This window comes from Pseudomonas paraeruginosa (genome assembly GCF_003025345.2).
Lineage (GTDB): Bacteria > Pseudomonadota > Gammaproteobacteria > Pseudomonadales > Pseudomonadaceae > Pseudomonas > Pseudomonas paraeruginosa.
The window spans coordinates 5008985-5031778 of record NZ_CP020560.1 but is presented as its reverse complement, the minus strand read 5'-3'; the positions used below and the strand labels follow the sequence as shown (position 1 = coordinate 5031778).

21 protein-coding genes are annotated in these 22794 nt (G+C 67.1%); 16 read left to right on the top strand and 5 right to left on the bottom strand.

Annotated elements, in window-relative coordinates:
* Window positions 1-4: 4 nt before the first annotated feature.
* Entirely contained in the window at window positions 5-1216 is a 1212-nt protein-coding gene (locus B7D75_RS23815) for an MFS transporter (protein WP_034081492.1), read from the bottom strand.
* Window positions 1217-1525: 309 nt separating this feature from the next.
* Between B7D75_RS23815 and B7D75_RS23805 the strand changes: the two genes are divergently transcribed.
* Genes B7D75_RS23805 through B7D75_RS23785 form a run of 5 tightly spaced genes read left to right on the top strand, consistent with a single transcriptional unit; the run spans window position 1526 to window position 7689 of the window.
* Window positions 1526-4357, top strand: coding sequence for a xanthine dehydrogenase family protein molybdopterin-binding subunit (locus B7D75_RS23805; protein WP_043104377.1), 2832 nt, complete (start codon window positions 1526-1528; stop codon window positions 4355-4357).
* Window positions 4350-4889: a (2Fe-2S)-binding protein gene (locus B7D75_RS23800; protein ID WP_003153422.1), complete on the top strand. Its 540-nt coding sequence runs from the start codon at window positions 4350-4352 to the stop codon at window positions 4887-4889. Before B7D75_RS23805 ends, B7D75_RS23800 begins: the two co-directional genes overlap by 8 nt.
* Window positions 4890-4891: 2 nt before the next feature.
* Window positions 4892-6139 (top strand): cytochrome c, encoded by a 1248-nt coding sequence (locus tag B7D75_RS23795; RefSeq protein WP_003153421.1) that lies wholly within the window; start codon window positions 4892-4894, stop codon window positions 6137-6139.
* A 3-nt stretch (window positions 6140-6142) separates the two neighbouring features.
* On the top strand, window positions 6143-7114 hold the full coding sequence (locus B7D75_RS23790) for an XdhC family protein (protein WP_058145797.1): 972 nt from the start codon (window positions 6143-6145) through the stop codon (window positions 7112-7114).
* Window positions 7114-7689, top strand: a complete 576-nt coding sequence (locus B7D75_RS23785; RefSeq protein WP_107114485.1) for a nucleotidyltransferase family protein — start codon at window positions 7114-7116, stop codon at window positions 7687-7689. Before B7D75_RS23790 ends, B7D75_RS23785 begins: the two co-directional genes overlap by 1 nt.
* On the opposite strand, the gene B7D75_RS23780 is transcribed toward B7D75_RS23785, so the two are convergent.
* Window positions 7690-8814 carry a methyltransferase gene (locus B7D75_RS23780; RefSeq protein WP_058174586.1) on the bottom strand — a complete coding sequence of 375 codons (1125 nt, stop codon included), beginning with the start codon at window positions 8812-8814 and terminating at the stop codon, window positions 7690-7692.
* 326 nt (window positions 8815-9140) lie between these two features.
* On the opposite strand from B7D75_RS23780, the gene B7D75_RS23775 reads away from it, so the two are divergent.
* Window positions 9141-10139: a DctP family TRAP transporter solute-binding subunit gene (locus B7D75_RS23775; RefSeq protein WP_058129574.1), complete on the top strand. Its 999-nt coding sequence runs from the start codon at window positions 9141-9143 to the stop codon at window positions 10137-10139.
* Window positions 10140-10244: 105 nt separating this feature from the next.
* The gene (locus B7D75_RS23770) at window positions 10245-11021 is read left to right on the top strand and encodes a ferredoxin--NADP reductase (RefSeq protein ID WP_003153069.1); all 777 of its coding nucleotides are present in this window, start codon (window positions 10245-10247) and stop codon (window positions 11019-11021) included.
* A 78-nt stretch (window positions 11022-11099) separates the two neighbouring features.
* Here the strand turns inward: B7D75_RS23770 and mscL are convergent, their stop codons facing one another.
* The gene (gene mscL / locus B7D75_RS23765) at window positions 11100-11513 is read right to left on the bottom strand and encodes a large-conductance mechanosensitive channel protein MscL (RefSeq protein WP_003153067.1); all 414 of its coding nucleotides are present in this window, start codon (window positions 11511-11513) and stop codon (window positions 11100-11102) included.
* Between the two features lie 226 nt (window positions 11514-11739).
* Between mscL and B7D75_RS23760 the strand changes: the two genes are divergently transcribed.
* The 4 genes from B7D75_RS23760 to B7D75_RS23745 all read left to right on the top strand — a co-directional run bounded on the left by B7D75_RS23760 (window position 11740) and on the right by B7D75_RS23745 (window position 15973).
* Window positions 11740-13293, top strand: a complete 1554-nt coding sequence (locus B7D75_RS23760; protein WP_107114484.1) for a catalase — start codon at window positions 11740-11742, stop codon at window positions 13291-13293.
* Between the two features lie 187 nt (window positions 13294-13480).
* Complete coding sequence (gene katB / locus B7D75_RS23755; protein WP_107114483.1) at window positions 13481-15022, top strand: catalase KatB; 1542 nt, start codon at window positions 13481-13483, stop codon at window positions 15020-15022.
* Window positions 15023-15077: 55 nt separating this feature from the next.
* Window positions 15078-15644 carry an ankyrin repeat domain-containing protein gene (locus B7D75_RS23750; protein WP_107114482.1) on the top strand — a complete coding sequence of 189 codons (567 nt, stop codon included), beginning with the start codon at window positions 15078-15080 and terminating at the stop codon, window positions 15642-15644.
* 74 nt (window positions 15645-15718) lie between these two features.
* The gene (locus B7D75_RS23745) at window positions 15719-15973 is read left to right on the top strand and encodes a YdcH family protein (RefSeq protein WP_012077345.1); all 255 of its coding nucleotides are present in this window, start codon (window positions 15719-15721) and stop codon (window positions 15971-15973) included.
* A 56-nt stretch (window positions 15974-16029) separates the two neighbouring features.
* Here B7D75_RS23745 and B7D75_RS23740 read toward each other — a convergent pair whose 3' ends face one another.
* Window positions 16030-16464: a CopD family protein gene (locus B7D75_RS23740; protein WP_003153059.1), complete on the bottom strand. Its 435-nt coding sequence runs from the start codon at window positions 16462-16464 to the stop codon at window positions 16030-16032.
* A 109-nt stretch (window positions 16465-16573) separates the two neighbouring features.
* Here B7D75_RS23740 and radA point away from each other — a divergent pair, with 109 nt between their 5' ends.
* Window positions 16574-17935 (top strand): DNA repair protein RadA, encoded by a 1362-nt coding sequence (radA, locus tag B7D75_RS23735; RefSeq protein ID WP_033999459.1) that lies wholly within the window; start codon window positions 16574-16576, stop codon window positions 17933-17935.
* 6 nt (window positions 17936-17941) lie between these two features.
* On the opposite strand, the gene mapZ is transcribed toward radA, so the two are convergent.
* Window positions 17942-18319: a cyclic di-GMP-binding protein MapZ gene (gene mapZ / locus B7D75_RS23730; protein WP_003153057.1), complete on the bottom strand. Its 378-nt coding sequence runs from the start codon at window positions 18317-18319 to the stop codon at window positions 17942-17944.
* A gap of 202 nt (window positions 18320-18521) precedes the next feature.
* Here mapZ and B7D75_RS23725 point away from each other — a divergent pair, with 202 nt between their 5' ends.
* From B7D75_RS23725 to yjiA, 4 genes are all read left to right on the top strand, one after another.
* Entirely contained in the window at window positions 18522-19028 is a 507-nt protein-coding gene (locus tag B7D75_RS23725) for a DUF3015 domain-containing protein (RefSeq protein WP_053814582.1), read from the top strand.
* A gap of 360 nt (window positions 19029-19388) precedes the next feature.
* Complete coding sequence (locus tag B7D75_RS23720) at window positions 19389-21455, top strand: carbon starvation CstA family protein (RefSeq protein ID WP_012077342.1); 2067 nt, start codon at window positions 19389-19391, stop codon at window positions 21453-21455.
* A gap of 48 nt (window positions 21456-21503) precedes the next feature.
* On the top strand, window positions 21504-21707 hold the full coding sequence (locus tag B7D75_RS23715) for a YbdD/YjiX family protein (RefSeq protein ID WP_003094856.1): 204 nt from the start codon (window positions 21504-21506) through the stop codon (window positions 21705-21707).
* Window positions 21708-21766: 59 nt separating this feature from the next.
* The gene (gene yjiA, locus B7D75_RS23710; RefSeq protein ID WP_107114481.1) at window positions 21767-22771 is read left to right on the top strand and encodes a GTPase; all 1005 of its coding nucleotides are present in this window, start codon (window positions 21767-21769) and stop codon (window positions 22769-22771) included.
* Window positions 22772-22794: the final 23 nt, after the last annotated feature.

Here is a 22794-nt window from a genome sequence, read left to right as displayed (position 1 = left end):
GGCCTCAGTGCAGGCGGTCGCGTTGCGCCAGGGTGGGGAACAGTTTCATCCACGCACCGGTGACCACCAGGGTGCCGATCCCGCCGAGGACCACCGCCGGCACCGTGCCGAACCAGTGTGCGGTGAGCCCGGACTCGAACTCGCCGAGCTGGTTCGAGGCGCCGATGAACAGGCCGTTCACCGCGCTGACCCGGCCGCGCATCTCGTCGGGAGTCTCCAGTTGTACGAAGGCGCCGCGGATGACCATGCTGACCATGTCGGCGGCACCGAGCACCACCAGCACGCCGAGGGACAGCCAGAACGACTTCGACAGGCCGAAGGCGATGGTCGCCAGGCCGAAGATGCCCACCGAGAGGAACATGATCCGTCCGACGTTGCGCTCGATGCTGAAGCGCGCCAGCCAGAACGACATCGCCAGTGCGCCCACCGCCGGCGCCGAGCGCAGCAGGCCGAGGCCCCAGGGGCCGGTGAGCAGGATGTCCTTGGCGAACACCGGGAGCAGGGCTGTGGCGCCGCCGAGGAGCACGGCGAACAGGTCGAGGGAGATCGCCCCGAAGATGTCCGGCCGGCTGCGGATGAAGCGGATCCCGGCGAGCAGCGAGTCCAGGGTGGCCTTGCCCTGGGAAAGCGGCTGGTTGCGCACCGGCAGGCTGAGCGTCAGGGCGCAGGCGAGGACGTACAGGGTGGCTGTCGGCACATAGACCCAGGCGGCGCCGAACGCATAGAGCAGGCCGCCGAGGGCCGGGGCGGCGATGGTCGCCGCCTGCATCGCCGAGGCCGAAGCGGCCACCGCGCGCGGGAACAGCCCGGCCGGTACCAGGTTCGGCAACAGCGCCTGGGTGGTCGGCATCTCGAAGGAGCGGGCGCTGCCCAGGGCGAAGGCGAGGACGAAGATCATGTTGCGGGTCAGCTCTCCGGAGGCCGCGCCGAACACCAGCGCCACCGCCACCAGGGCCTGGCCGGCCTGGCAGAGGGCGGCGACCTTGCGCCGGTCGTAGCGGTCGGCGACGTGCCCGGTATGCAGCATGAACAGCACCCGCGGGAGGAACTCCACCAGGCCGACCAGGCCCAGGTCGAGGACGTTGCCGGTGAGTTCGTAGATGTGCCAGCCGATGGCCACGGTGAGCATCTGGAAACCGCTTGCGGTGCAGACGCGGGCCAGCCAGAAGGCGAGGAAGGGACGGTGGCGGAGCAGGGAGTGGGGTTCGCTGGACATGCTGGATCGGGGCATTGCGGGAGGAGGACGGAGAGTAACATGCGGTTACCTCCTGGCTGTTGCATTTGCCGGAATCGGTGAACACGAAAAGCGCACGAAGACCCGAGCGCGGACCCTGCGGGCGACCAAAGTCGAGTATCCACGGGGCCTTTCGGCGGCAGGCGGGACTTTTCCTCGGGCGTGACTTGCCGCTAAAATTAACTTCCGAGTCAGGTTTTTCGCCTGCGTGCTCCACCTCGCCCGTCCGGGCGAGTTGTTCAAGCCTGAATAACGACATGGGTGGGCCCCTTACCACCCAGAGGAATTTGCATGTCCAACCGTGATATCTCCCGGCGCGCCTTTCTCCAGGGCGGGTTGATCGCCGGCGTGGGCGTCACCCTGGCGCCGCTCGGCAGCCGGGCTTTCGCTGCCTTGTTCGAGAACCAGGTGACCGTTGCCGCCCAGCAGTGGATGGCGGGCAACGGCCAGGTTCGCTTCCGTAACGACGCCTTGTCCAAGGTCTGTGGCAACAAGGTGTTCGCCCGCGACATCCGCGCCAGCGACATGCCCGGCTGGCCTCAGCAGCAGGGCCACGCCATGCTGCTGAAGACCGTGCGCGCCGACCGCATCTACGAAGGCCACGACCTTTCCTGGCTGGGCGCCGAGTTGCAGCCGGACCGTATCGTCACCGCTGCCGACCTGGAGAAGGACGGCATCGTCTTCCCCGAGGCGCATTCGCCCGATCCGCTGCTGCCGCCGGGCAAGGTGCCGATGTTCATCGGCCATCCGGTGGCGATCCTGATCTGGAACGACTTCGAGCGCTTCCGCCGGGCCAAGCTCAAGCTCAAGTTCAACGACAAGGCGATCCGCTATGGCGCCCAGGCCCCGCTGTACCAGGGCGATCCCTACGGCAGCTATCGCTTCGTCCGGGTCGGCGGCAAGACGCCCTACGAGGACGACGAGTTCTCCAGCCTGAAGGACTCGATGCTGTTCCCCACCATCCTCAACCGCAAGCCGGTCTGGACCAGCGAGCCGAAGCTGCACGGCGACCTCACCGAGCAGGGCCTGTTCCATGCCAAGCGCATGGCCGAGCAACTGGAAAACCCGCCGCAGGACTGGCTGGTCTTCGACGAGCGCTACAAGACTCCGTCGATCGAGCCGGCGGCGCTGGAGCCGGACAACGGCAACGGCTGGTACGACGCGGCGAGCAAGACCCTGCACTTCGTGGTCGCCACCCAGTGCCCGTTCGAGGTCGCCTACGAAAGCGTGCACATGATCAAGCCGTCGCGCTTCGCCCTGGAGAAGCTCAACATCCATCCGGGCTACACCGTCGGCTACGGCTCCAAGGACAACAACATCTTCGTCTTCTACGCCGCGCTCGCCGCGCTGTACGGCGAAGGTGTGCCGGTGCGCCTGGCCAACGACCGCTACGAGCAGTTCCAGAGCGGCATCAAGCGCCACCCGTTCGACATCCGCTACCAACTGGCGGTGGACAGGAACGACCTCGGCTTCCGCATCTTCCGCGCCGACATGAGCGCCGACGGCGGCGGCCGCGCCAACTACAGCGCCTCGGTGGCGGCGGTGGGCGCCACCGCCGCGCAGTCGATCTACTACATGCCGCAGAACGACCTGGCGGTCACCGCCTACCATTCGCGCGGAGTCGAGGCCGGTTCGATGCGCGGCTACGGCACCCTGCAGACCATGGCCGCGACCGAGATGATGGTCGACGAGATCGCCGGCCGGCTGGGCGTCGACGCCATCGACCTGCGCCGCCGCAATGCCCTGCGCTCGGGCATGAAGAACACCCAGGGCGCGGTCCCGGCCGGTGCCCTGCGCCTGCACGAGATACTCGACAAGGCCGCTGCCCACGAAGTCTGGAAGGACCGCGAGGCGCGCAAGAAACGCTTCGACGCGGAGGACCCGGACAACTGGTACGGGGTCGGCTTCGCCATCTGCCAGAAGGACTTCGGCACCGGCGCCGAGGCGCCGATGGCGAGCATCGAGTTCAGCGCCGACGGGCGCATCAGCCTGCGCCACATCGGCACCGAGATCGGTACCGGGATGTCCACCTCGCAGGCCTTCGTGGTCGGCGACTTCCTCGGCCGTCCGGCGGACGAGGTGAAGACCGCCGAGACCGAATGGCCCGAGCTGCGGCTCACCACCAAGGGCAATCCCTACCTGATGAGCCAGGCCGAGCAGGATGCCGCGCTGCGCGATCCGCGCTGGGTCGGCAAGCTGGCCTCGCCGTCGTCGGCGACCAACTCGGCGTTCTATTTCAGCCATGCCACTCGGGAAGCGGCGCGTGTGCTGTTCAACCACGGCCTGTGGCCGGCGGCCCTGGAACTGTGGCGCAGCGGTCCGTTCGGCGGCCAGGCCAACCCTTACGTGGTGCGTCGCGAAAACGCGGTATGGGTCGACGGCCAGTTGACCGGCAACGGCCTGGCGCCGATTCCCTTCGCCGAGCTGGCGAAGAAGGCCCATGAGATGGGCCTGGTCACCGGCGTCAGCGTCCACGGCTTCAACCGCTGGAGCTGGGCCGAGGCGGACTTCGTCATCGATGGCGTGCGCGAACGCCTGCCGCTCGACGCCATGGCGGTGAAGTACGGCGACGGTGCGCCGGGAGTGAAGAAGGCGATGATGAACAGCGCCGGCTTCCACCTGCTCGACCGGCAGAACCCGGCTTATCCGGCGACCCAGCTGAACAACGCGATGGTCACCTACTACAGCCCGGTGGCGACCCTGGTCGAGCTGAAGGTGAACAAGGGCAGCGGCGAGGTGCAGGTGCTCGACCACCATTCCTGGATCGAGTGCGGCCGGGTGCTGGTGCCGGAACTGGTCAAGGGCCAGCTGGAGGGCGGCATCGCCATGGGTATCGGCCATGCGTTGCTGGAGGAAATGCCGCTCTACGAGGGCGGCCCCGCGGAAGGGGACTGGAACTTCAACCGCTACCGGTTGCCGCGGGCGAAGGACGTGGCGGTGTGGAAACAGACGGCGGAGATCCTGCCGCCGCTGTCGCCGACCGATCCGGCCAAGGGCATCGCCGAGGTGGTGATGATCCCGGTGGTCGGCGCCATCGCCAATGCCGTGGCGCACGCCACCGGCAAGCGCGTCCGCGACCTGCCCATCACTCCCGCCCGCATCAAGGAGGCCCTCCATGGCTAACCGCAAGCTCCAGATGACCCTCAACGGTCAAGCCGTCGGTCCGGTGGAGGTCGCCGAAGACCTGCCGATGATCGACTACCTGCACGAATACCAGAACCTCACCGGCTCGCGCCTGGGCTGTGGCCAGGGCATCTGCCATGCCTGCGTGGTGATCGTCGACAACCCGGACGGCACCAGCGAGGAAGTGCGCACCTGCATCACCGGCGCGCACTACTTCGACGGCAAGAAGGTTCGCACCATTGAGGGCCATGCCCAGCGCGACGAGAACGGCGAGATCCGCGCGCTGAACCCGATCCAGCAGAAGTTCGTCGACCAGTTCGCCTTCCAGTGCAGCTATTGCGCGCCGGGCTTCGTCAACGCCGCCACCGTGCTGGTGGAAAAAGCCCAGCGCCAGCCGATCAGGCGCAGCGAGCTGGAGCAGGCGATCGAGGACAGCCTCGGCCACCACATCTGTCGTTGCACCGGCTACGTGCGCTACTACAGCGCCACCCGCGACGTGCTCGACGAACTCGGCCTGGTCAAGGAGGCTTGAGGATGAAGCGCACCCTTTCCGGCCTCGCCCTGGCGCTGGCCGCGCTGTCGCCGTCCCTGGCCTCCGCCGCCGGCGCCGATGCGGCGCTGGTCAAGCGCGGCGAATACCTCGCCCGCGCCGCCGACTGCATGGCCTGCCATACCGCCGAGGGCGGCGCGCCGTTCGCCGGCGGGCTGCCGATCCAGTCGCCGTTCGGCACCATCTACGGCACCAACATCACTCCGGACAAGGAACACGGCATCGGCGCCTACAGCGCCGACGAGTTCTTCGCCGCCCTCACCGAGGGCAAGCGCAAGGACGGCGCCTATCTCTATCCGGCGATGCCCTACACCTCGTACCACCTGATCGAGCGCGAGGATGCCGACGCCATCTACGCCTACCTGATGGCCCAGGAGCCGATCGCCCGGCCGGCGCCACAGACCAGCCTGAGCTTCCCGTTCAACGTGCGCATGGGGCTGGCCGGCTGGAACCTGCTCTACGGCAAGAGCGTGCGCTTGCAGCCGGAGGACGGCCGCAGCGAGGCGTGGAAGCGCGGCCAGTACATGGTCGAGGTGCTCGGCCACTGCGGCGAGTGCCATACCCCGCGCAACCTCGCCGGTGCCCTGGAGCAGGACAAGCGCCTGAGCGGCGGCCTGCTCAACGGCTACCTGGCGCCCAGCCTGCTGCCCGGCGACCTCGCCGAGCGCGGTTGGACCCAGCCGGACCTGGCGAGCTTCCTCAAGCACGGCATGAGCGCCCAGGGCAGCATGTTCAACGAGATGTTCCCGGTGGTGCACCACAGCACCCAGCACCTCGACGACGGCGACCTGGCGGCCATGGCCACCTACCTGCTCGGCGACCAGCCGCCGCCGGCCAGGGAGGTCCAGGCGCTGCCCGAGGCGCAGCTGAACGACAGCGGCAAGCGCGGTCGCCAGCAGTACCTCAATGTCTGCGCCGGCTGCCACGGTGGCGAAGGCGAGGGCAAGCCGCATATCGCGGTGGCGATGAACGGCAACACTACCCTGCGCCTGCAAGACCCGCGTAATCTGTTGCGAGTGATCGAAGACGGCATCGTCGAACAGCAGTTCACCGGCTTCGAACGCATGCAACCGATGCCCGGCTTCGCCGGGAAACTCGACGACGAGCAACTCACGGACCTGCTCAACTACCTGCGCCAGACCTGGGGCGGATTGCCCGGTGACCTCGGTCCCCGACAGGTCGCGCAATTGAAGACGGAGAGCGCCTCGGCGCATACCGTCAAGGTGAAGTGAATCGTGCAACACCTCGATCTACAGGTGGTCCGCCAGGCGCTGAAGTGGTCCGTGGACGGCGAACGGGTGTGGTTCTGTACCGTGCTCACGACCTACGGCTCGGCGCCCCGCGCGCCGGGATCGCTGCTGGCGGTGAACGCCAGCGGTCACTGGGTCGGCTCGCTGTCCGGCGGCTGCGTCGAGGATGATTTCCTCGAACGGGTCGCCGCCGGCGGTTTCCCCGAGCCCTCGGTGATCGTGCGCTACGGAGAGGGTGACGACCCGAACTCGAACGTCCGCCTGCCCTGCGGCGGCATCCTCGACGTGCTGGTGGAAAACCTGGCGCCGGACTGCGATGTCCAGGCCCATCTGCGCGAGCTGGAGTCGGCGTTGCTCGGCCAGCGCCGCCTGCTCCGCGAGGTCGAGTTGGGCAGCGGCGCGCGCAGCCTGCGCGACGACTCCAGCCACGGCCCACGGGCGGAACGCGACGGCGAGCGGGTGCGCCTGCGCGTCGGCGCCGCCCAGCGCCTGCTGCTGGCCGGCTATTCCAGCGTCGCCCATGCCTGCGCCGAGTTCGGCAAGGGCCTGGGCTTCGAGGTGATCCTCTGCGACCCGCGCGAAGAAGCCTTGCGCGGCGTGGTGCTGGAGGGCATCGAGATCCGTCGCGAACTGCCCTCGCTGTTCATCGCCGACGGCGGTTGCCACGCCGATACGGCGGTGGTGGCGTTGACCCACGATCCGAAGATCGACGACCTGGCGATGCTCGAGGCGGTGCGTACCGAAGCCTTCTATATCGGCGTGATGGGCTCGCGGGCGACCTCGGAGAAACGCTTCGAACGCCTGCGGCGCATCGGCGGCCTGGACGATGCCGAACTGGCGCGGATCCACGCGCCGATCGGCCTCAACCTGGGCAGCAAGACGCCGGCGGAAATCGCCCTGGCGGTGCTGGCGGACATTCTCCGCATCCGCAACGGCATTCCGCGCGAGCGGCTCTGATGGTCGCCGCCGACGAGGTGCTGTGCCTGGTCCTGGCGGCCGGGCGGGGGCGCCGCTTCGGCAGCGACAAGCGCCTGGCGCGCCTGGCTGATGGCACCACCCTGCTGGCGGCCAGCGTGGCGCGGGCACGCGAGGCGTTCGCCGAGGTGCGGGTGGTGGTGCGTGCCGGAGAGACCCCGGCGAGCCTGGGCCTGCCGGCGCAGCAGCGGCTTGTCCACAGCCTCGACGCGTCGTTGGGCATGGGCCACAGCCTGGCCGCCGGCGTCGCGGCGGCGGGGAGCAGCCCGGCGCGGGCCATCGCCGTCCTGCTCGGCGACATGCCCTGGATCGCCGCCGATACCCTCGAGCGTCTGGCAGCGATGGCCACTCCCGAGGCCATCGTGTTTCCCCTGTACGACGGTCAGCGCGGCCATCCGGTGCTGTTCGGCCGCGCTTTCTGGGACGCGCTTGCGCAACTGGACGGCGACCAGGGCGCGCGCGGTGTGCTGCAGGCCCATCGTCCGGCCTGGCGCGAGGTGCCGTGCGACGATCCGGGGGTACTCCGCGACGTGGACACCCCGGCGGCGCTCGTCTGACTATTTTCCCGCTTTCAGGATCACGAACTTCGGATTCGCCGCGACCTGCTCGACCCCGCGGAACAGCCGCTTGAGCTTGGCGTGGTAGCCCAGGTGGCGGTTGCCGACGATCCACAGTTCGCCGCCCGCCGCCAGGGCATCGCGAGCCTGGAGAAACATGCGCCAGGCGAGGAAGTCGCCGACCACCTGCTGCTGGTGGAACGGCGGGTTGCACAGGACCAGGTCCAGCGAGCCCGCCGCCTGGCCGGCCAGGCCATCGTCGGCGCGGAACGCCGCCGGCCGCTCGCCCAGCGCCGCGCGCCAGTTCTCCCGTGCCGACTGCACGGCCATGTACGACTCGTCCACCAGGGTCAGTTCGGCCTGCGGGTTGAGCAGCGCGTAGGCGATGCCGAGCACCCCGTTGCCGCAACCGAGGTCGGCCGCGCGCAGCGCGCCGAGGCTGCGCGGCAGGTGCGGGAGGAAGGCGCGGGTGCCGATGTCGAGGCCTTCGCGGCAGAACACGTTGGCGTGGTTGAGCAGCGTCAGCGGCGGTTGCTCCAGGCGGTAGCGGGTCGGGTAGGGCGAGCGCGGCGCCGGGCGCTCCGCCGCTTCGGCGACCAGCAGGCGGGCCTTCTTCACCGCCAGCGAGGCATGCATCGGGCCGATGTAGCGCTCCAGCAGGTCGCCGGCGGCGCGCGGCAGGTGCTTGACCATCCCTGCGGCGACCACCTGCGCGCCCGGCGCCAGTTGGCCGTGCAGGCGGATCAGTTGCTCCTCCAGCAACGCGAGGGTCTTCGGCACCTTGACCAGCACGTGATCGAAGGGCCCCACGGCGGTTTCGCTGGCCGGGACGAAGCGCACCGAGCCCAGGTCGAGGCCGTTGCGCGCGAGGTTCTTGCGCAGGGCAAGGAAGCCCAGGTGCGAATCGCCGCTGCTGGTGACCTGAACGTGCGGCGCCAGGCTCGCGGCGAGGGCGCCGAAGGCGTCGTTGAGGACCAGCACCCGGCATTGCGCCGTCACGCCCCGTTCGTGCAACTGGTTGAGCAGGTATTCGTCGGCAGCGTCGAACGCCTGCAGGGGCTCGCCGTCCTGCTCGGGCTGGCGGATCAGGTCGAGCTGGGCGAAGGGTGTCGCGAATAGAGGCATCGGCTTCCCGGCGGGAGAATCCCGCTCGTCAATTAACAATCTGTCGAAACTGAGAGCTGGTTGGAGTTCTCCAGCTTGTGCGGCACACGGATATGCCGAAAAATTCTTTACCCGGCCCTGGTTAGTCGTTTCCTTACCGACGAGTCACCCGTGCCGGGCACGCCAATAATAACCGGGCTGGGGCTTCGATAGCGCCTGTCATGACCCGGTAGCGCCTGGACGGGCGCCTTCGCCACGTCGAGCGGCGACCGTCACCCAACCGTTTTCCGAGCGAGCCCCGTGCGAACCGTCGCGGGGCTCGTCGTTGCCATCGCACAGGTACATCGATGTTCAAGCCGTTTGTCGGTGTGGCGCTCGCCGCACTGTTCGCCGTTTCCGCCGCCGTCCATGCCGAGGACACCGGTCCGATCGTGATCAAGTTCTCCCACGTGGTCTCCGACGACACCCCCAAGGGCAGGGGGGCCCTGCTGTTCAAGAAGCTCGCCGAGGAGCGCCTGCCGGGCAAGGTCAAGGTCGAGGTCTACCCCAACTCGACGCTGTTCGGCGACGCCGACGAGATCGAGGCCCTGCGCGCCAACAAGGTGCAGATGCTGGCCACCTCGCTGTCCAAGTTCGAACCCTATACCAAGCAACTCCAGGTGTTCGACCTGCCGTTCCTGTTCGACGACCTGGAAGCCCTGAAGCGCTTCCAGAAACGCGACAAGAGCCGCGAGCTGCTGCGCTCCATGGCCAAGCACGGGATCTACGGCCTGGCCTACTGGAACAACGGCATGAAGCAGCTTTCCGCCACTCGCGAGCTGCGCCAGCCGGGCGACGCCAAGGGCCTGGTGTTCCGCATCCAGCCGTCGTCGGTGCTGGAGGCGCAATTCGACATGCTCGGCGCCACCGCCAGGCAGCTGTCCTACGCCGAGACCCTCAAGGCCATGCAGGCCGGCAGCGTGCAGGGCACCGAGAACACCTGGTCGAACCTGGCCGGGCAGAAGATCGACAACGTGCAGCCGTATATCACCGAATCCAACCATGGCGCACTCAGCTACATGCTGATCACCAGTTCGGCGTTCTGGACCGGCATTCCCTACCAGACCCGCACCGAGCTGGAGAGCATCGTCGACGAGGTCACCCTGGTGGTGAACAAGGAGGCCGAGGCACTCAACCAGAAGGAGCGCGAACACCTGCTGGCCGCCGGCAGGAGCCGTCTGGTCAGCCTCAGCGCCGAGGAGCACCAGGCCTGGCGCAACGCGATGAAGCCGCTGTGGAAGAACTACGAGGCGCAGATCGGCAGCGATGTGCTGCGCGCGGCCCAGGTGGTCAACCGCAAGCGCTGAGCCCGTCCGGCTGTCCCCGCGTGCGGGGATAGCCACAAGCCTTGCGGGTGTTTCTGCCGGGTGCTTTGCGGGACACTAGGGGGGTATCGGTATCCGGAGCGGACCATGACCGCCAGCGAAGAGAAGTTCACCCGTCAGACGCTGCTCGACGTGCAGCCGCTGACCCCCAACCTGTTCACCCTGCGTACCAGCCGCGACGCGGGCTTCCGTTTCCGCGCCGGGCAGTTCGCCCGGCTCGGCGTGTACAAGCCCAGCGGCAGCATCGTCTGGCGCGCCTACTCGATGGTCTCGGCGCCGCACGACGAGTTCCTCGACTTCTTCTCCATCGTCGTCCCCGACGGCGAGTTCACCAGCGAGCTCAGCCGCCTGCGCCAAGGCGACCAGTTGCTGGTCGACCGCCAGGCCTTCGGCTTCCTCACCCTCGACCGCTTCGTCGATGGCCGCGACCTCTGGCTGCTGGCCACCGGCACCGGGGTGGCGCCGTTCCTCTCGATCCTGCAGGACTTCGAGGTCTGGGAGCGCTTCGAAAGCATCAAGCTGGTCTACAGCGTGCGCGAGGGCAGGGAGCTGGCCTACCGCGAGCTGATCGCCGGCCTCGCCGGGCGCGACTACCTGGCCGAGCAGGCGCACAAGCTGCAGTTCATTCCGGTGGTCACCCGCGAGCGGGTGCCCGGCTGCCTGAACGGGCGGATCACCACCCTGATCGAGAACGGCGAGTTGGAGCGCGCGGCCGGCCTGGCGCTGACTCCGGAGCATTCGCGGGTGATGCTCTGCGGCAATCCGCAGATGATCGAGGATACCCGCGCGGTGCTGAAGGCCCGCGACATGAACCTGAGCCTGACCCGGCGCCCGGGCCAGGTGGCGGTGGAGAACTACTGGTAGGCCTGGTCGCCGACCGGCATGTTTCCGACCAGAAAAAAAGGCCCGAGAGGGCCTTTTTTCATCTGCTCACCGACGCGGTCACGGCTTGTTCTGCTGGGCCTTGAGCAGATCGCGGATCTCGGTCAGCAAGGTTTCCTCGGCGCTCGGCACCGGCGGCTCGGACGGTGCGACGGCCTCTTCGCGCTTGAGCCGGTTGATCGCCTTGACCCCCATGAAGATGGCGAAGGCCACGATCACGAAGTCGAGGATGGTCTGAATGAATTTGCCATAGGCCAGTACCACCGCCGGCACGTCGCCTTCCGCCGCCTTCAGCGTTATCGCCAGGTCGGAGAAGTCCACCCCGCCGATCAGCAGGCCGATCGGCGGCATGATCACATCGCCCACGAAGGACGAGACGATCTTGCCGAAGGCCGCGCCGATGATGATACCGACTGCCATATCCACCACGTTGCCCTTGACGGCAAAGGCTTTGAATTCACTCAGAAGACCCATGGGTTCACTCCCTGTATTTCGCTAAAAGGTGAAGGCAGTGTAATTCAGCCCTCGTCAGGATGCTCAGGCTGGAAGGTTGGCCATTGGTTCCGTGGGTTCCCCGGGTTTGATTGAAAAAAGCCATCAGTCCGTTAGATTTTGTCATTTATGTATTGAGTCGAAACTTCCTTACTGTCGAAACGCGTTGCCCGACAACGTCCGACGAGACCTATAAGGAGTTCCGACCATGAACCATGTTCTTCGCCCGAGGGCGGCAGATTTGCGCCTGAGCCTGGGCGCTTCGCTGCTGTCCTTCGCGCTGGTCGCCGGCGCCCAGCCGGCTGCGACCATGACCGACGACAACGGCGCCACGGTAGGCGACAACCAGAATTCGCAGACCGCCGGTCCCGACGGCCCGGTGCTGTTGCAGGACGGCCATCTGCTGCAGAAGTTGCAGCGCTTCGACCGTGAGCGGATTCCGGAGCGTGTGGTGCATGCGCGCGGCACCGGCGCGCACGGGGAGTTCATCGCCAGTGAAGACCTTTCCGCCCTGACCTCCGCGGCGCTGTTCCGCAAGGGCGAGGTGACGCCGGTGTTCGTGCGCTTCTCCACGGTGATCGGCGGCAGCGGGTCGCCGGAGACCTCCCGCGATCCGCGCGGCTTCTCCACCAAGTTCTATACCCGCGAAGGCAACTGGGACCTGGTGGGCAACCACCTGCCGGTGTTCTTCATCCGCGATGCGATCAAGTTCCCGGATGTCATCCATTCGCTCAAGCCGTCGCCCACCACCAACCTGCCGGATCCCGAGCGCACCTTCGATTTCTTCGCCCGGGTACCGGAAGCCACGCACATGCTGACCCGGCTGTTCTCCGACTACGGTACGCCGGCCAGCTACCGCCACATGGACGGTTCCAGCGTGCATGCCTACAAGCTGGTCAACGCCCGGGGCGAGGTGCACTACGTGCGTTTCGACTGGCAACCGCAGCTGGGCGTGAAGAACCTCAGCGCCAAGCAGGCCAGCGCGATCCAGGCGCGCGACTCGAATCACGCGACCCGCGACCTGGTCGAGGCGATCAAGCGGGGCGATTATCCGAAGTGGGACATGTACATCCAGGTTCTCGCCCCGCAACAGCTGGACGACTTCGCCTTCAATCCGCTGGACTCGACCAAGGTCTGGACCGGCGTGGCGCGGCGCAAGGTCGGCACCCTGACCCTGAACCGCAATCCGGACAACGTGTTCCAGGAAACCGAGCAGGTCGCCATGGCGCCTTCCAACCTGGTGCCGGGCATCCAGCCCTCGGAGGACCGCATGCTCCAGGGACGGCTGTTCTCCTATGCCGATACGCAGATCTACCGGCTTGGCGCCAACGGCCTGGAGTTGCCGATCAACCGGCCGCGGCAGATCCGCGTGGTCAACGGCAACCAGTTCGGCGCCGGCGACAACGGGCACAGCCTGTCGGACGTGAACTACCAGCCGGGACAGCGCGAGCCCTGGGTCGAGGATCCACGCTCGCGGGCCGTGCCGACGCCGCTGAGTGGCACCGTGCAGCAACGGCGTATCGCCAAGACCCTCAACTTCCAGCAGGCCGGCGAGTTCTACCGCAGCCTGTCGCGCAGCGAACGGAAGAACCTGATCGCCAATCTTTCCGCCGAGCTTGGCCAGGTACGCCAGGCCGAGGTGCGGCAGACCATGCTTTCGTACTTCTACAAGGCCGATGCCGACTACGGCCAGGCGCTGGCCCGGGCGCTGGACGAAGATGCGACGCGCATCGCTGCGCTGGCGGCGAAACTGCGCGAGTAGTGGCCGCGGCGGGAGGCGGGAACGCCGTCTCCCGCTCTGGAACGGGCCTCATAACCCGGATGGAAAGGGATGGGGGATGAAGATTCCCTATCGGGCATGTGGGCTTTTTCAATTTAGCGTCGCCCGCCCGGCTCAGTACCTTGGTCCGGCGCAACAAGACGCCTGACAAGCCACTAGGAGCTCTTCCATGACCCTTTCCCTGAACGCCTTCCGTCCCGGCCGCCTGCTCGTGGCAGCGAGCCTGAGCGCCAGCCTGCTGTCGCTGTCCGTGCAGGCCACCACCCTCACCCGCGACAACGGCGCCCCGGTCGGCGACAACCAGAATTCGCAGACCGCCGGCCCCAACGGCTCGGTGCTGCTGCAGGACGTGCAACTGCTGCAGAAGCTGCAGCGCTTCGACCGCGAACGCATTCCCGAGCGCGTCGTGCACGCTCGCGGCACCGGAGCCCATGGCGAGTTCGTCGCCAGCGCCGACATCAGCGACCTGAGCATGGCCAAGGTCTTCCGCAAGGGCGAGAAGACCCCGGTGTTCGTGCGCTTCTCCGCGGTAGTGCACGGCAACCATTCCCCGGAAACCCTGCGCGATCCGCGTGGCTTCGCCACCAAGTTCTACACCGCCGACGGCAACTGGGACCTGGTCGGCAACAACTTCCCGACCTTCTTCATCCGCGACGCGATCAAGTTCCCGGACATGGTCCATGCCTTCAAGCCGGATCCGCGCAGCAACCTGGACGACGACTCGCGGCGCTTCGACTTCTTCTCCCACGTACCGGAAGCGACCCGTACCCTGACCCTGCTGTACTCCAACGAGGGCACTCCGGCCAGCTACCGGGAAATGGACGGCAACAGCGTGCACGCCTACAAGCTGGTCAACGCCAAGGGCGAGGTGCACTACGTGAAGTTCCACTGGAAGAGCCTGCAGGGCCAGAAGAACCTCGATCCGAAGCAGGTCATGGAGGTCCAGGGGCGCGACTACAGCCACATGACCAACGACCTGGTGAGTGCGATCAGGAAGGGTGATTTCCCGAAATGGGACCTGTACATCCAGGTGCTCAAGCCCGAGGACCTGGCGAAGTTCGACTTCGATCCGCTGGATGCGACCAAGATCTGGCCGGGCATTGCCGAGCGCAAGATCGGCCGGATGGTGCTGAACCGCAACGTCGACAACTTCTTCCAGGAAACCGAGCAGGTCGCCATGGCGCCCTCGAACCTGGTGCCGGGCATCGAGCCTTCCGAGGATCGCCTGCTCCAGGGCCGGCTGTTCGCCTACGCCGACACCCAGATGTACCGGGTCGGCGCCAACGGCCTGGGCCTGCCGGTCAACCGGCCGCGCAGCGTGGTCAATACCGTCAACCAGGACGGTGCGCTGAACGCCGGGCACAGCGCGAGCGGGGTGAACTACCAGCCGAGCCGCCTGGAGCCGCGCGAAGAGCAGGCCAGCGCGCGCTATGTGCAGACCCCGCTGAGCGGCGCCACCCAGCAGGCGAAGATCCAGCGCGAGCAGAACTTCAAGCAGACCGGCGAGCTGTTCCGCTCGTACGGCAAGAAGGACCAGGCCGACCTGATCGCCAGCCTCGGCGGGGCGCTGGCGATCACCGACGACGAGAGCAAGTACATCATGCTTTCCTACTTCTACAAGGCCGACAGCGACTACGGTACCGGCCTGGCCAAGGTGGCCGGGGCCGATCTGCAGCGTGTTCGCCAACTGGCGGCGAAACTCCAGGATTGACGCCAGACGGGGCGGCCTGCGAGGCCGCCCTCTCCCTATATCGACTGGGCAGGAGGTGAGGACGATGCGAGGTTGGATAGTGGCGGCTTGCATGCTGCTCGCGGCGCTGGGAGCCCAGGCCGAAGGCAGCCGGCCAGCGGCGTCGGGGCCCGAGGTGGAGGCGCGGTTGCGCGATTACCTCTTCGACGCCGCCCGGCGTGGCGACCAGGCCATGCTGAAGGAGTTCGTCGAGGCCGGTTTCGATCTCGATGCGCGGGACGCCAAGGGTTATACCGCGCTGATCCTGGCCGCCTACCACGGCCATGGCGAGGTGGTGGAGCAGTTGCTGGAGGCCGGCGCCGATCCCTGCGCCCAGGACAAGCGCGGCAATACCGCCCTGATGGGCGCGATCTTCAAGGGTGAGATGCGCATCGCCCGGCGCCTGATCGGCGCCGAGTGCAGCCCGGACCAGCGCAACGGCGCGGGCCAGACCGCGGCGATGTACGCCGCGCTGTTCCAGCGCGAGGAGCTGCTCCAGGCGTTGTCGGCGCGCGGCGCCGACCTTGGCGCCCGCGATGCCCTGGGCAACAGCGTGGAAAGCCTGCGACGCGGCGAGCTGAACGGTACTGCGCCAGCGAAGTGATCGGGGGCAATGTTCGGCGGGAGCGGGCTGGGCTAGTCTGGAGGTGTCGTATCCAACGTCAGAGGAGGTCCGCCATGCCGCTCGAGCAACATCCGCTTTCCCGGGAGTTTCCGGATTTTCACGCCGAACTGAAGCAGCTTCACGGCAACGACGCCCACTTCACTCGCCTGGCGGCGGATTACGAAAGCCTCGACAAGCGTATCTACGAGGTCGAGGGTGGCCGCGAAGCCCTCGACGATCTGGCGCTGCAGGGATTGAAACAGCAGCGGGTACAGCTCAAGGACGAGATCGCCGAGAGGCTGAGGAAGGCCAACGGCAGGGGCCATTGAGTTCAGCCCGTGGTAGGGAAGGGCGCCTGAGGGCGCCCTTTTTCGTGTCGGCGGTTTCAGAACAGCCCGCCGAAGCGGAAGCTCTGGCCGACCGCGACGAACGCCAGTCCGACCAGGGTTATCGCCACGATATGCCAGCCCAGCTTCGGCAGGCTGGCGGCGTCCAGCCTCGGGATCAGGCGCAGGCGGGCGTGCGCGCCGAGGGCGGCGGTCGCCGCCAGGAGCAGCAGCTTGAGCTGCAGGGCGCGGGCCACCGGGCTGGCGTCGAGCCAGTGCCCGAGCGGTAGCCACAGGCTGGCCAGCCACAGGCCGCTGGCCACCTGCAGCAGCAGGGCGGGGATGCCGATCCGCTCGTAGACCTGCTCGAAGGCGCGGATCGCCTGCGGATCGCGGCGGCGCAGGGCGCCGGGGAGGATGCCGAGGGCCAGGACCAGGTGGCCGCCGACCCAGATCGCGGCGCCCAGCAGGTGCAGGAACAGCAGTATGCGCATGGAAGTCTCCTTGTCCGGCCACCAGTGTCGCGCGAAGCGCGGACGATCGAGGCTGATCGGAATCAAGCCAGCGGCTATCATCTGCGCTTTGCCCGCGAGAGGAATTCCCATGGCCAAGGCCAAGCGCATGTACGGCTGCACCGAGTGTGGCGCGACCTTCCCGAAATGGGCCGGCCAGTGCGCGGACTGCGGGGCCTGGAACACCCTGGTGGAGACCGTGGTCGAGGCCGCGCCGAGCGGTTCCGGGCGCGGCGGCTGGGCCGGCCAGCAGGCCAACCTGAAGACCCTGGCGGAAGTCAGCGTCGAGGAAATGCCGCGCTTCACCACCGGCTCGGCCGAGCTGGACCGGGTGCTCGGCGGCGGCCTGGTGGACGGTTCGGTGGTGCTGATCGGCGGCGATCCCGGCATCGGCAAGTCGACCATCCTCCTGCAGACCCTGTGCAACCTGGCGACCCGGGTGCCGGCCTTGTATGTCACCGGCGAGGAGTCGCAACAGCAGGTGGCGATGCGCGCGCGGCGCCTGTCGCTGCCGGAAGACCGGCTCAAGGTGATGACCGAGACCAGCATCGAGACCATCATCGCCACCGCCCGCCAGGAGCAGCCGCGGGTGATGGTGATCGACTCGATCCAGACCATCTTCACCGAGCAGTTGCAATCGGCGCCGGGCGGCGTCGCCCAGGTGCGCGAAAGCGCCGCCATGCTGGTGCGCTACGCCAAGCAGAGCGGCACGGCGATCTTCCTGGTCGGCCACGTGACCAAGGAAGGCGCGCTGGCCGGGCCACGGGTGCTCGAGCACATGGTCGACACCGTGCTGTATTTCGAAGGCGAGTCCGACGGCCGCCTGCGCCTGCTGCGGGCGGTGAAGAACCGTTTCGGCGCGGTCAACGAGCTGGGCGTGTTCGGCATGACCGACAAGGGCCTCAAGGAGGTCAGCAATCCTTCGGCGATCTTCCTCACCCGCGCCCAGGAAGCGGTGCCCGGCAGCGTGGTGATGGCCACCTGGGAGGGCTCGCGGCCGATGCTGGTGGAGGTCCAGGCGCTGGTCGATACCAGCCACCTGGCCAACCCGCGGCGGGTGACCCTGGGCCTCGACCAGAACCGCCTGGCGATGCTGCTGGCGGTGCTGCATCGCCACGGCGGCATCCCGACCTACGACCAGGACGTGTTCCTCAACGTGGTGGGCGGGGTGAAGGTACTGGAAACCGCCTCCGACCTGGCGCTGATGGCGGCGGTGATGTCGAGCCTGCGCAACCGGCCGTTGCCGCACGACCTGCTGGTGTTCGGCGAGGTCGGGCTGTCGGGCGAGGTGCGCCCGGTGCCGAGCGGCCAGGAGCGCCTGAAGGAAGCCGGCAAGCATGGCTTCAAGCGCGCCATCGTGCCCCTCGGCAACGCACCGAAGGAAGCCCCGGCGGGCTTGCAGGTGATCGCCGTGACGCGCCTGGAGCAGGCCCTGGACGCCCTCTTCGAATGATTCGCCTCAGTCGTCGTGGGCGCTGACCAGCAGGGCCAGTTCGCGCTCCAGCAGTTCCTCGTCGCCCAGGTTGAGCTCGACCAGGCGGCGCAGGTGGCTGATGGAGTCGAGGTCGATGTGCCGGCATTCGAAGCCGAGCAGGCCGTCGCGGGCCCAGGCCAGGCTGATCTCCATGCGGATCAGCACGTCCAGGCCCAGGTACAGGCGGGCCTCGAAGGGCCGCTGCGGATCGCCGTTCCAGTCCTGTGGCTGGCCGACCAGGATGCCGTGCAGGGAGACGTCGTGGAGCAAGACCTCCCAGCGCCGTTCACCCTGGAGAATCTCGCTGTCGGCGTCGAAGGCGATCCGGTGGAAACGTCGACGTTCGTCGTGCTGGTCACTCATGTCGCGATCCCTCGGTGCGCGCTGTTGGATACCACTATAGCCAAGCCCCGCCGGCGGGGTAGTGACGGAACCTGTGCGGTGGGCACCGTGTCTCTCTCAGTGGCGGCTGGATCGACGGCACCTGTGCGAGTTTGACAGTTCGTCAAGTGTCGCCAAAGCTGCTAGAGCGTTTTTCTCCAAAATACAACTGCGGAGCGCAGACATGGACAAGCGACTTTTGAGCAAGGGGTTGGTTCTGGGGCTGCTGAGCCTGGGCAGCATGACGGCATACGCCGACGCGGCAGGCGGAAACGGCTGTGGTTGGGGCAACATGGTGTTCGAGGGCCAGCGCGGCCTGTTCCCGCACCTGCTCGCCACCACCACCAACGGTACCTCGGGCAACGCCACCTTTGGCATGACCTCCGGCACCAACGGCTGTAACACCAACGCACGCCTGGGCTACGGCGGCCGCTCGATCTTCGCCATGAACGGGATGCTCGACAACATCGCCGAGGACATGGCCAAGGGCCAGGGCGAAGCGCTCGACGCCTATGCCGTCCTGCTCGGGGTGGAAGCCAAGGACCGCGCGCATTTCGCCCAGGTCACCCAGAAGCACTTCGGCGAGATCTTCGCCAGCCAGGATGCGACCGGCGAGCAGGTGCTGAGCAACACCCTGGCGGTCATGAGTCGCGATGGCACCCTGGCGCGCTACGCCAAGCAGCCGGCCTGATCCACCCAGGCCCATGAAAAAGCCCGCTACGGCGGGCTTTTTCATGGGCGCGCGGCAACTGGCCGGGCCTGGACGGAGGCTTCCCAAGGGCTAGTGGGAACGGCGCGAACCCGGCGCATCCATCAGTTTTTTCCTATAGCCGGAAACATTCGCCCTGAAGGGCTCCGCAGCTGTCATTCCTTCCGCTCGCTGCCGCCAGGGCCCGCCGGCCATGGACTTTTCCGCCGGATTCCTGCGACATTGCGCCTACCGCCATCACGCGGTAACCGCTCTAGACTAAGGTCGTATGACCCCCGGTCGGTTCGCGGCTAGAATTTTCGCTGCAGAACTGCGCCCTCCATCTGTCGGAAGCCAAACACTATGAACAATAACAATAGCCTGCTACGTCACCTCGCCTGGCTGGTGGTGGCGATCGTGGGCGCCGCGGCCCTGGGCGTCGTCGCCCTGCGTCGCGGCGAAGCGATCAATGCCTTGTGGATCGTGGTCGCGGCGGTGGCCATCTACCTGGTCGCCTACCGCTACTACAGCCTGTTCATCGCCAGCAAGGTGATGCAACTGGACCCCAACCGCGCGACCCCCGCGGTGCTCAACAACGATGGCCTGGACTACGTCCCGACCAACAAGCACATCCTCTTCGGTCACCATTTCGCCGCCATCGCCGGCGCCGGCCCGCTGGTCGGCCCGGTGCTCGCCGCACAGATGGGCTACCTGCCCGGCACGCTCTGGCTGATCGCTGGCGTAGTCCTCGCCGGCGCGGTGCAGGACTTCATGGTCCTGTTCATTTCCAGCCGGCGCAACGGCCGCTCGCTGGGCGAGCTGGTGCGCGAGGAAATGGGCCAGGTGGCCGGCACCATCGCGCTGTTCGGCGCCTTCCTGATCATGATCATCATCCTCGCGGTGCTCGCGCTGATCGTGGTGAAGGCCCTGGCCGACAGCCCGTGGGGCATGTTCACCGTGCTCGCGACCATCCCGATCGCGCTGTTCATGGGCGTCTACATGCGCTTCATCCGGCCCGGCCGGATCGGCGAGATCTCGATCATCGGCGTGCTCCTCCTGCTCGGCTCGATCTGGCTCGGCGGCCAGGTGGCGGCCAGCCCGGAATGGGCGCCGCACTTCACCTTCAGCGGGATCCAGATCACCTGGATGCTGATCGGCTACGGCGCCGTCGCCTCGGTGCTGCCGGTATGGCTGCTGCTGGCGCCGCGCGACTATCTGTCGACCTTCCTCAAGATCGGCACCATCATCGGCCTGGCGATCGGCATCCTGATCGTCATGCCGGAACTGAAGATGCCGGCCCTGACCCAGTTCACCGACGGCACCGGCCCGGTCTGGAAGGGCAGCCTGTTCCCGTTCCTGTTCATCACCATCGCCTGCGGCGCGGTGTCCGGCTTCCACGCGCTGATCTCCTCGGGGACCACGCCGAAGCTGCTCAACCGCGAGCCCGATGCCCGCTACATCGGCTACGGCGGCATGCTGATGGAATCCTTCGTGGCGATCATGGCGATGGTTGCCGCCTCGGTGATCGAGCCGGGCATCTACTTCGCCATGAACAGTCCGCCGGCGGTGGTCGGCGCCGACGTCAACGCGGTGGCCGCGACCGTCAGCAGCTGGGGCTTCGCCATCACCCCGGACCAGCTCACCCAGACCGCCAGGGACATCGGCGAGACCACCATCCTGGCCCGCGCCGGCGGCGCGCCGACCCTGGCGGTGGGTATCGCGCACATCCTTCACCAGGTACTGCCGGGCGAGAACACCATGGCCTTCTGGTACCACTTCGCGATTCTCTTCGAGGCGCTGTTCATCCTCACCGCGGTGGATGCCGGCACCCGCGCCGGGCGCTTCATGTTGCAGGACCTGCTGGGCAACTTCGTGCCGGCGCTGAAGAAGACCGAGTCGTGGACCGCCAACATCATCGGCACCGGCGGCTGCGTGGCGCTGTGGGGCTGGCTGCTGTACCAGGGCGTGGTCGATCCGCTGGGCGGGATCAACACCCTGTGGCCGCTGTTCGGCATTTCCAACCAGATGCTCGCCGGCATCGCGCTGATGCTCGCCACCGTGGTCCTGATCAAGATGAAGCGCCAGCAGTACGTCTGGGTGACCATCCTGCCGGCCGCCTGGCTGCTGATCTGCACCACCACCGCGGGCCTGATCAAGATCTTCGACAGCAATCCGGCGGTCGGCTTCGTCGCCCTCGGCGAGAAGTACGCCACCGCGCTGGATGCCGGCCAGGTACTGGCTCCGGCCAAGGATATCGGCCAGATGCAGCACGTGGTGCTGAACGCCTACATCAACGCCGGCCTGACCGTGCTGTTCCTGCTGGTGGTGTTCAGCGTACTGTTCTACGCCATCAAGGTCGGCATCGCGGCCTGGGGCAAGAGCGAGCGGACCGACAAGGAAACCCCGTTCCAGCCCATTCCCGATGCCTGACCGGCCGCGCTCCCCGGTTCGCCGGGGAGCCTTCACGAGGAAATCGCCATGTTCAACGACCTCAGCCGCATGGGCAAATACCTGGGCCAGGCGGCCCGGATGCTGGTCGGCATGCCCGACTACGACACCTATGTCGAGCACATGCGCAACAAGCACCCGGACAAGCCGGTGATGACCTACGAGGAGTTCTTCCGCGAGCGCCAGGAGGCGCGCTACGGTGGCGGCAAGGGCCGGCCGATCCGCTGCTGCTGAATCCCCATCCTTCCGCGGGCCACGTCTGACGTGGCCCGCGTCTTTTCTGGAAGTTGCGCATGTCCGAAGTAGCCAACGACAAACACGCCCCGATCCCCGTCACCGTGCTCACCGGTTTCCTCGGCGCGGGCAAGACCACCCTGCTCAAGTACCTGCTGCAGGCCGAGCACGGCATGAAGATCGCGGTGATCGAGAACGAGTACAGCGATACACCGATCGACGGCCAGTTGCTCGGCGTCGAGCCGGTGCAGGTGATGACGCTGTCCAACGGCTGCGTCTGCTGCTCGATCAACACCGACCTGGAAAAGGCCCTGTTCCTCCTGCTGGAGCGCCGCGACAACGGCGAGATCGACTTCGACCGCCTGGTGATCGAGTGCACCGGCCTGGCCGATCCGGCGCCGGTGGCGCAGACCTTCTTCGCCGACGAGGAACTCTGCCAGCGCTATGTGCTGGACGGCATCATCACCCTGGTGGACGCCGCCAATGCCGAGCGCCACCTGCAGGAAACCATCGCCCAGGCCCAGGTCGGCTTCGCCGACCGCATCCTGGTGAGCAAGACCGACCTGGTCGACGCCGCGACCTTCGAGGCCCTGGGCCAGCGCCTGCAACGGATCAACCGGCGGGCGCTGGTGCATGTGGTCGAGCACGGCCGCATCGACCTGGCGAACCTGCTCGACGTACGAGGCTTCAACCTCAACGCCGACCTCGGTCCGGGCATCGGCCTGCGCCCGCTGCGAGCGGTGGCAGCCAAGGACAGCCGCGATCGCATCGGCACGCTGGTGCTGCGCAGCGACACGCCGCTGGATCTCGAAAGGCTGAGCGAGTTCATGGACGACCTGTTGCAGTGGCATGGCAATTCCCTGCTGCGCTACAAGGGCGTGCTGAACATCGCCGGCGAGCCGCGTCGCCTGGTATTCCAGGGCGTGCTGCGACTCTACGGCTTCGATTGGGATAGCGAGTGGCGGGACGACGAAGCGCGCGAGAGCGTGATCGTGTTCATCGGCGACAACCTGCCGGAAGACAGCATCCGCCAGGGCTTCGAACGCATCGTCGAAGGCCGCTGAGGCGCAGCGACGTCAAGGGAGCA

Bases quoted from the DNA above. Each gene is read 5' to 3' on its own strand.
- B7D75_RS23815 (WP_034081492.1), bottom strand. From the start codon at position 1,216: ATGTCCAGCGAACCCCACTCCCTGCTCCGCCACCGTCCCTTCCTCGCC.
- B7D75_RS23805 (WP_043104377.1), top strand. From the start codon at position 1,526: ATGTCCAACCGTGATATCTCCCGGCGCGCCTTTCTCCAGGGCGGGTTG.
- B7D75_RS23800 (WP_003153422.1), top strand. From the start codon at position 4,350: ATGGCTAACCGCAAGCTCCAGATGACCCTCAACGGTCAAGCCGTCGGT.
- B7D75_RS23795 (WP_003153421.1), top strand. From the start codon at position 4,892: ATGAAGCGCACCCTTTCCGGCCTCGCCCTGGCGCTGGCCGCGCTGTCG.
- B7D75_RS23785 (WP_107114485.1), top strand. From the start codon at position 7,114: ATGGTCGCCGCCGACGAGGTGCTGTGCCTGGTCCTGGCGGCCGGGCGG.
- B7D75_RS23780 (WP_058174586.1), bottom strand. From the start codon at position 8,814: ATGCCTCTATTCGCGACACCCTTCGCCCAGCTCGACCTGATCCGCCAG.
- B7D75_RS23775 (WP_058129574.1), top strand. From the start codon at position 9,141: ATGTTCAAGCCGTTTGTCGGTGTGGCGCTCGCCGCACTGTTCGCCGTT.
- B7D75_RS23770 (WP_003153069.1), top strand. From the start codon at position 10,245: ATGACCGCCAGCGAAGAGAAGTTCACCCGTCAGACGCTGCTCGACGTG.
- mscL (WP_003153067.1), bottom strand. From the start codon at position 11,513: ATGGGTCTTCTGAGTGAATTCAAAGCCTTTGCCGTCAAGGGCAACGTG.
- B7D75_RS23760 (WP_107114484.1), top strand. From the start codon at position 11,740: ATGAACCATGTTCTTCGCCCGAGGGCGGCAGATTTGCGCCTGAGCCTG.
- katB (WP_107114483.1), top strand. From the start codon at position 13,481: ATGACCCTTTCCCTGAACGCCTTCCGTCCCGGCCGCCTGCTCGTGGCA.
- B7D75_RS23745 (WP_012077345.1), top strand. From the start codon at position 15,719: ATGCCGCTCGAGCAACATCCGCTTTCCCGGGAGTTTCCGGATTTTCAC.
- B7D75_RS23740 (WP_003153059.1), bottom strand. From the start codon at position 16,464: ATGCGCATACTGCTGTTCCTGCACCTGCTGGGCGCCGCGATCTGGGTC.
- radA (WP_033999459.1), top strand. From the start codon at position 16,574: ATGGCCAAGGCCAAGCGCATGTACGGCTGCACCGAGTGTGGCGCGACC.
- mapZ (WP_003153057.1), bottom strand. From the start codon at position 18,319: ATGAGTGACCAGCACGACGAACGTCGACGTTTCCACCGGATCGCCTTC.
- B7D75_RS23725 (WP_053814582.1), top strand. From the start codon at position 18,522: ATGGACAAGCGACTTTTGAGCAAGGGGTTGGTTCTGGGGCTGCTGAGC.
- B7D75_RS23720 (WP_012077342.1), top strand. From the start codon at position 19,389: ATGAACAATAACAATAGCCTGCTACGTCACCTCGCCTGGCTGGTGGTG.
- B7D75_RS23715 (WP_003094856.1), top strand. From the start codon at position 21,504: ATGTTCAACGACCTCAGCCGCATGGGCAAATACCTGGGCCAGGCGGCC.
- yjiA (WP_107114481.1), top strand. From the start codon at position 21,767: ATGTCCGAAGTAGCCAACGACAAACACGCCCCGATCCCCGTCACCGTG.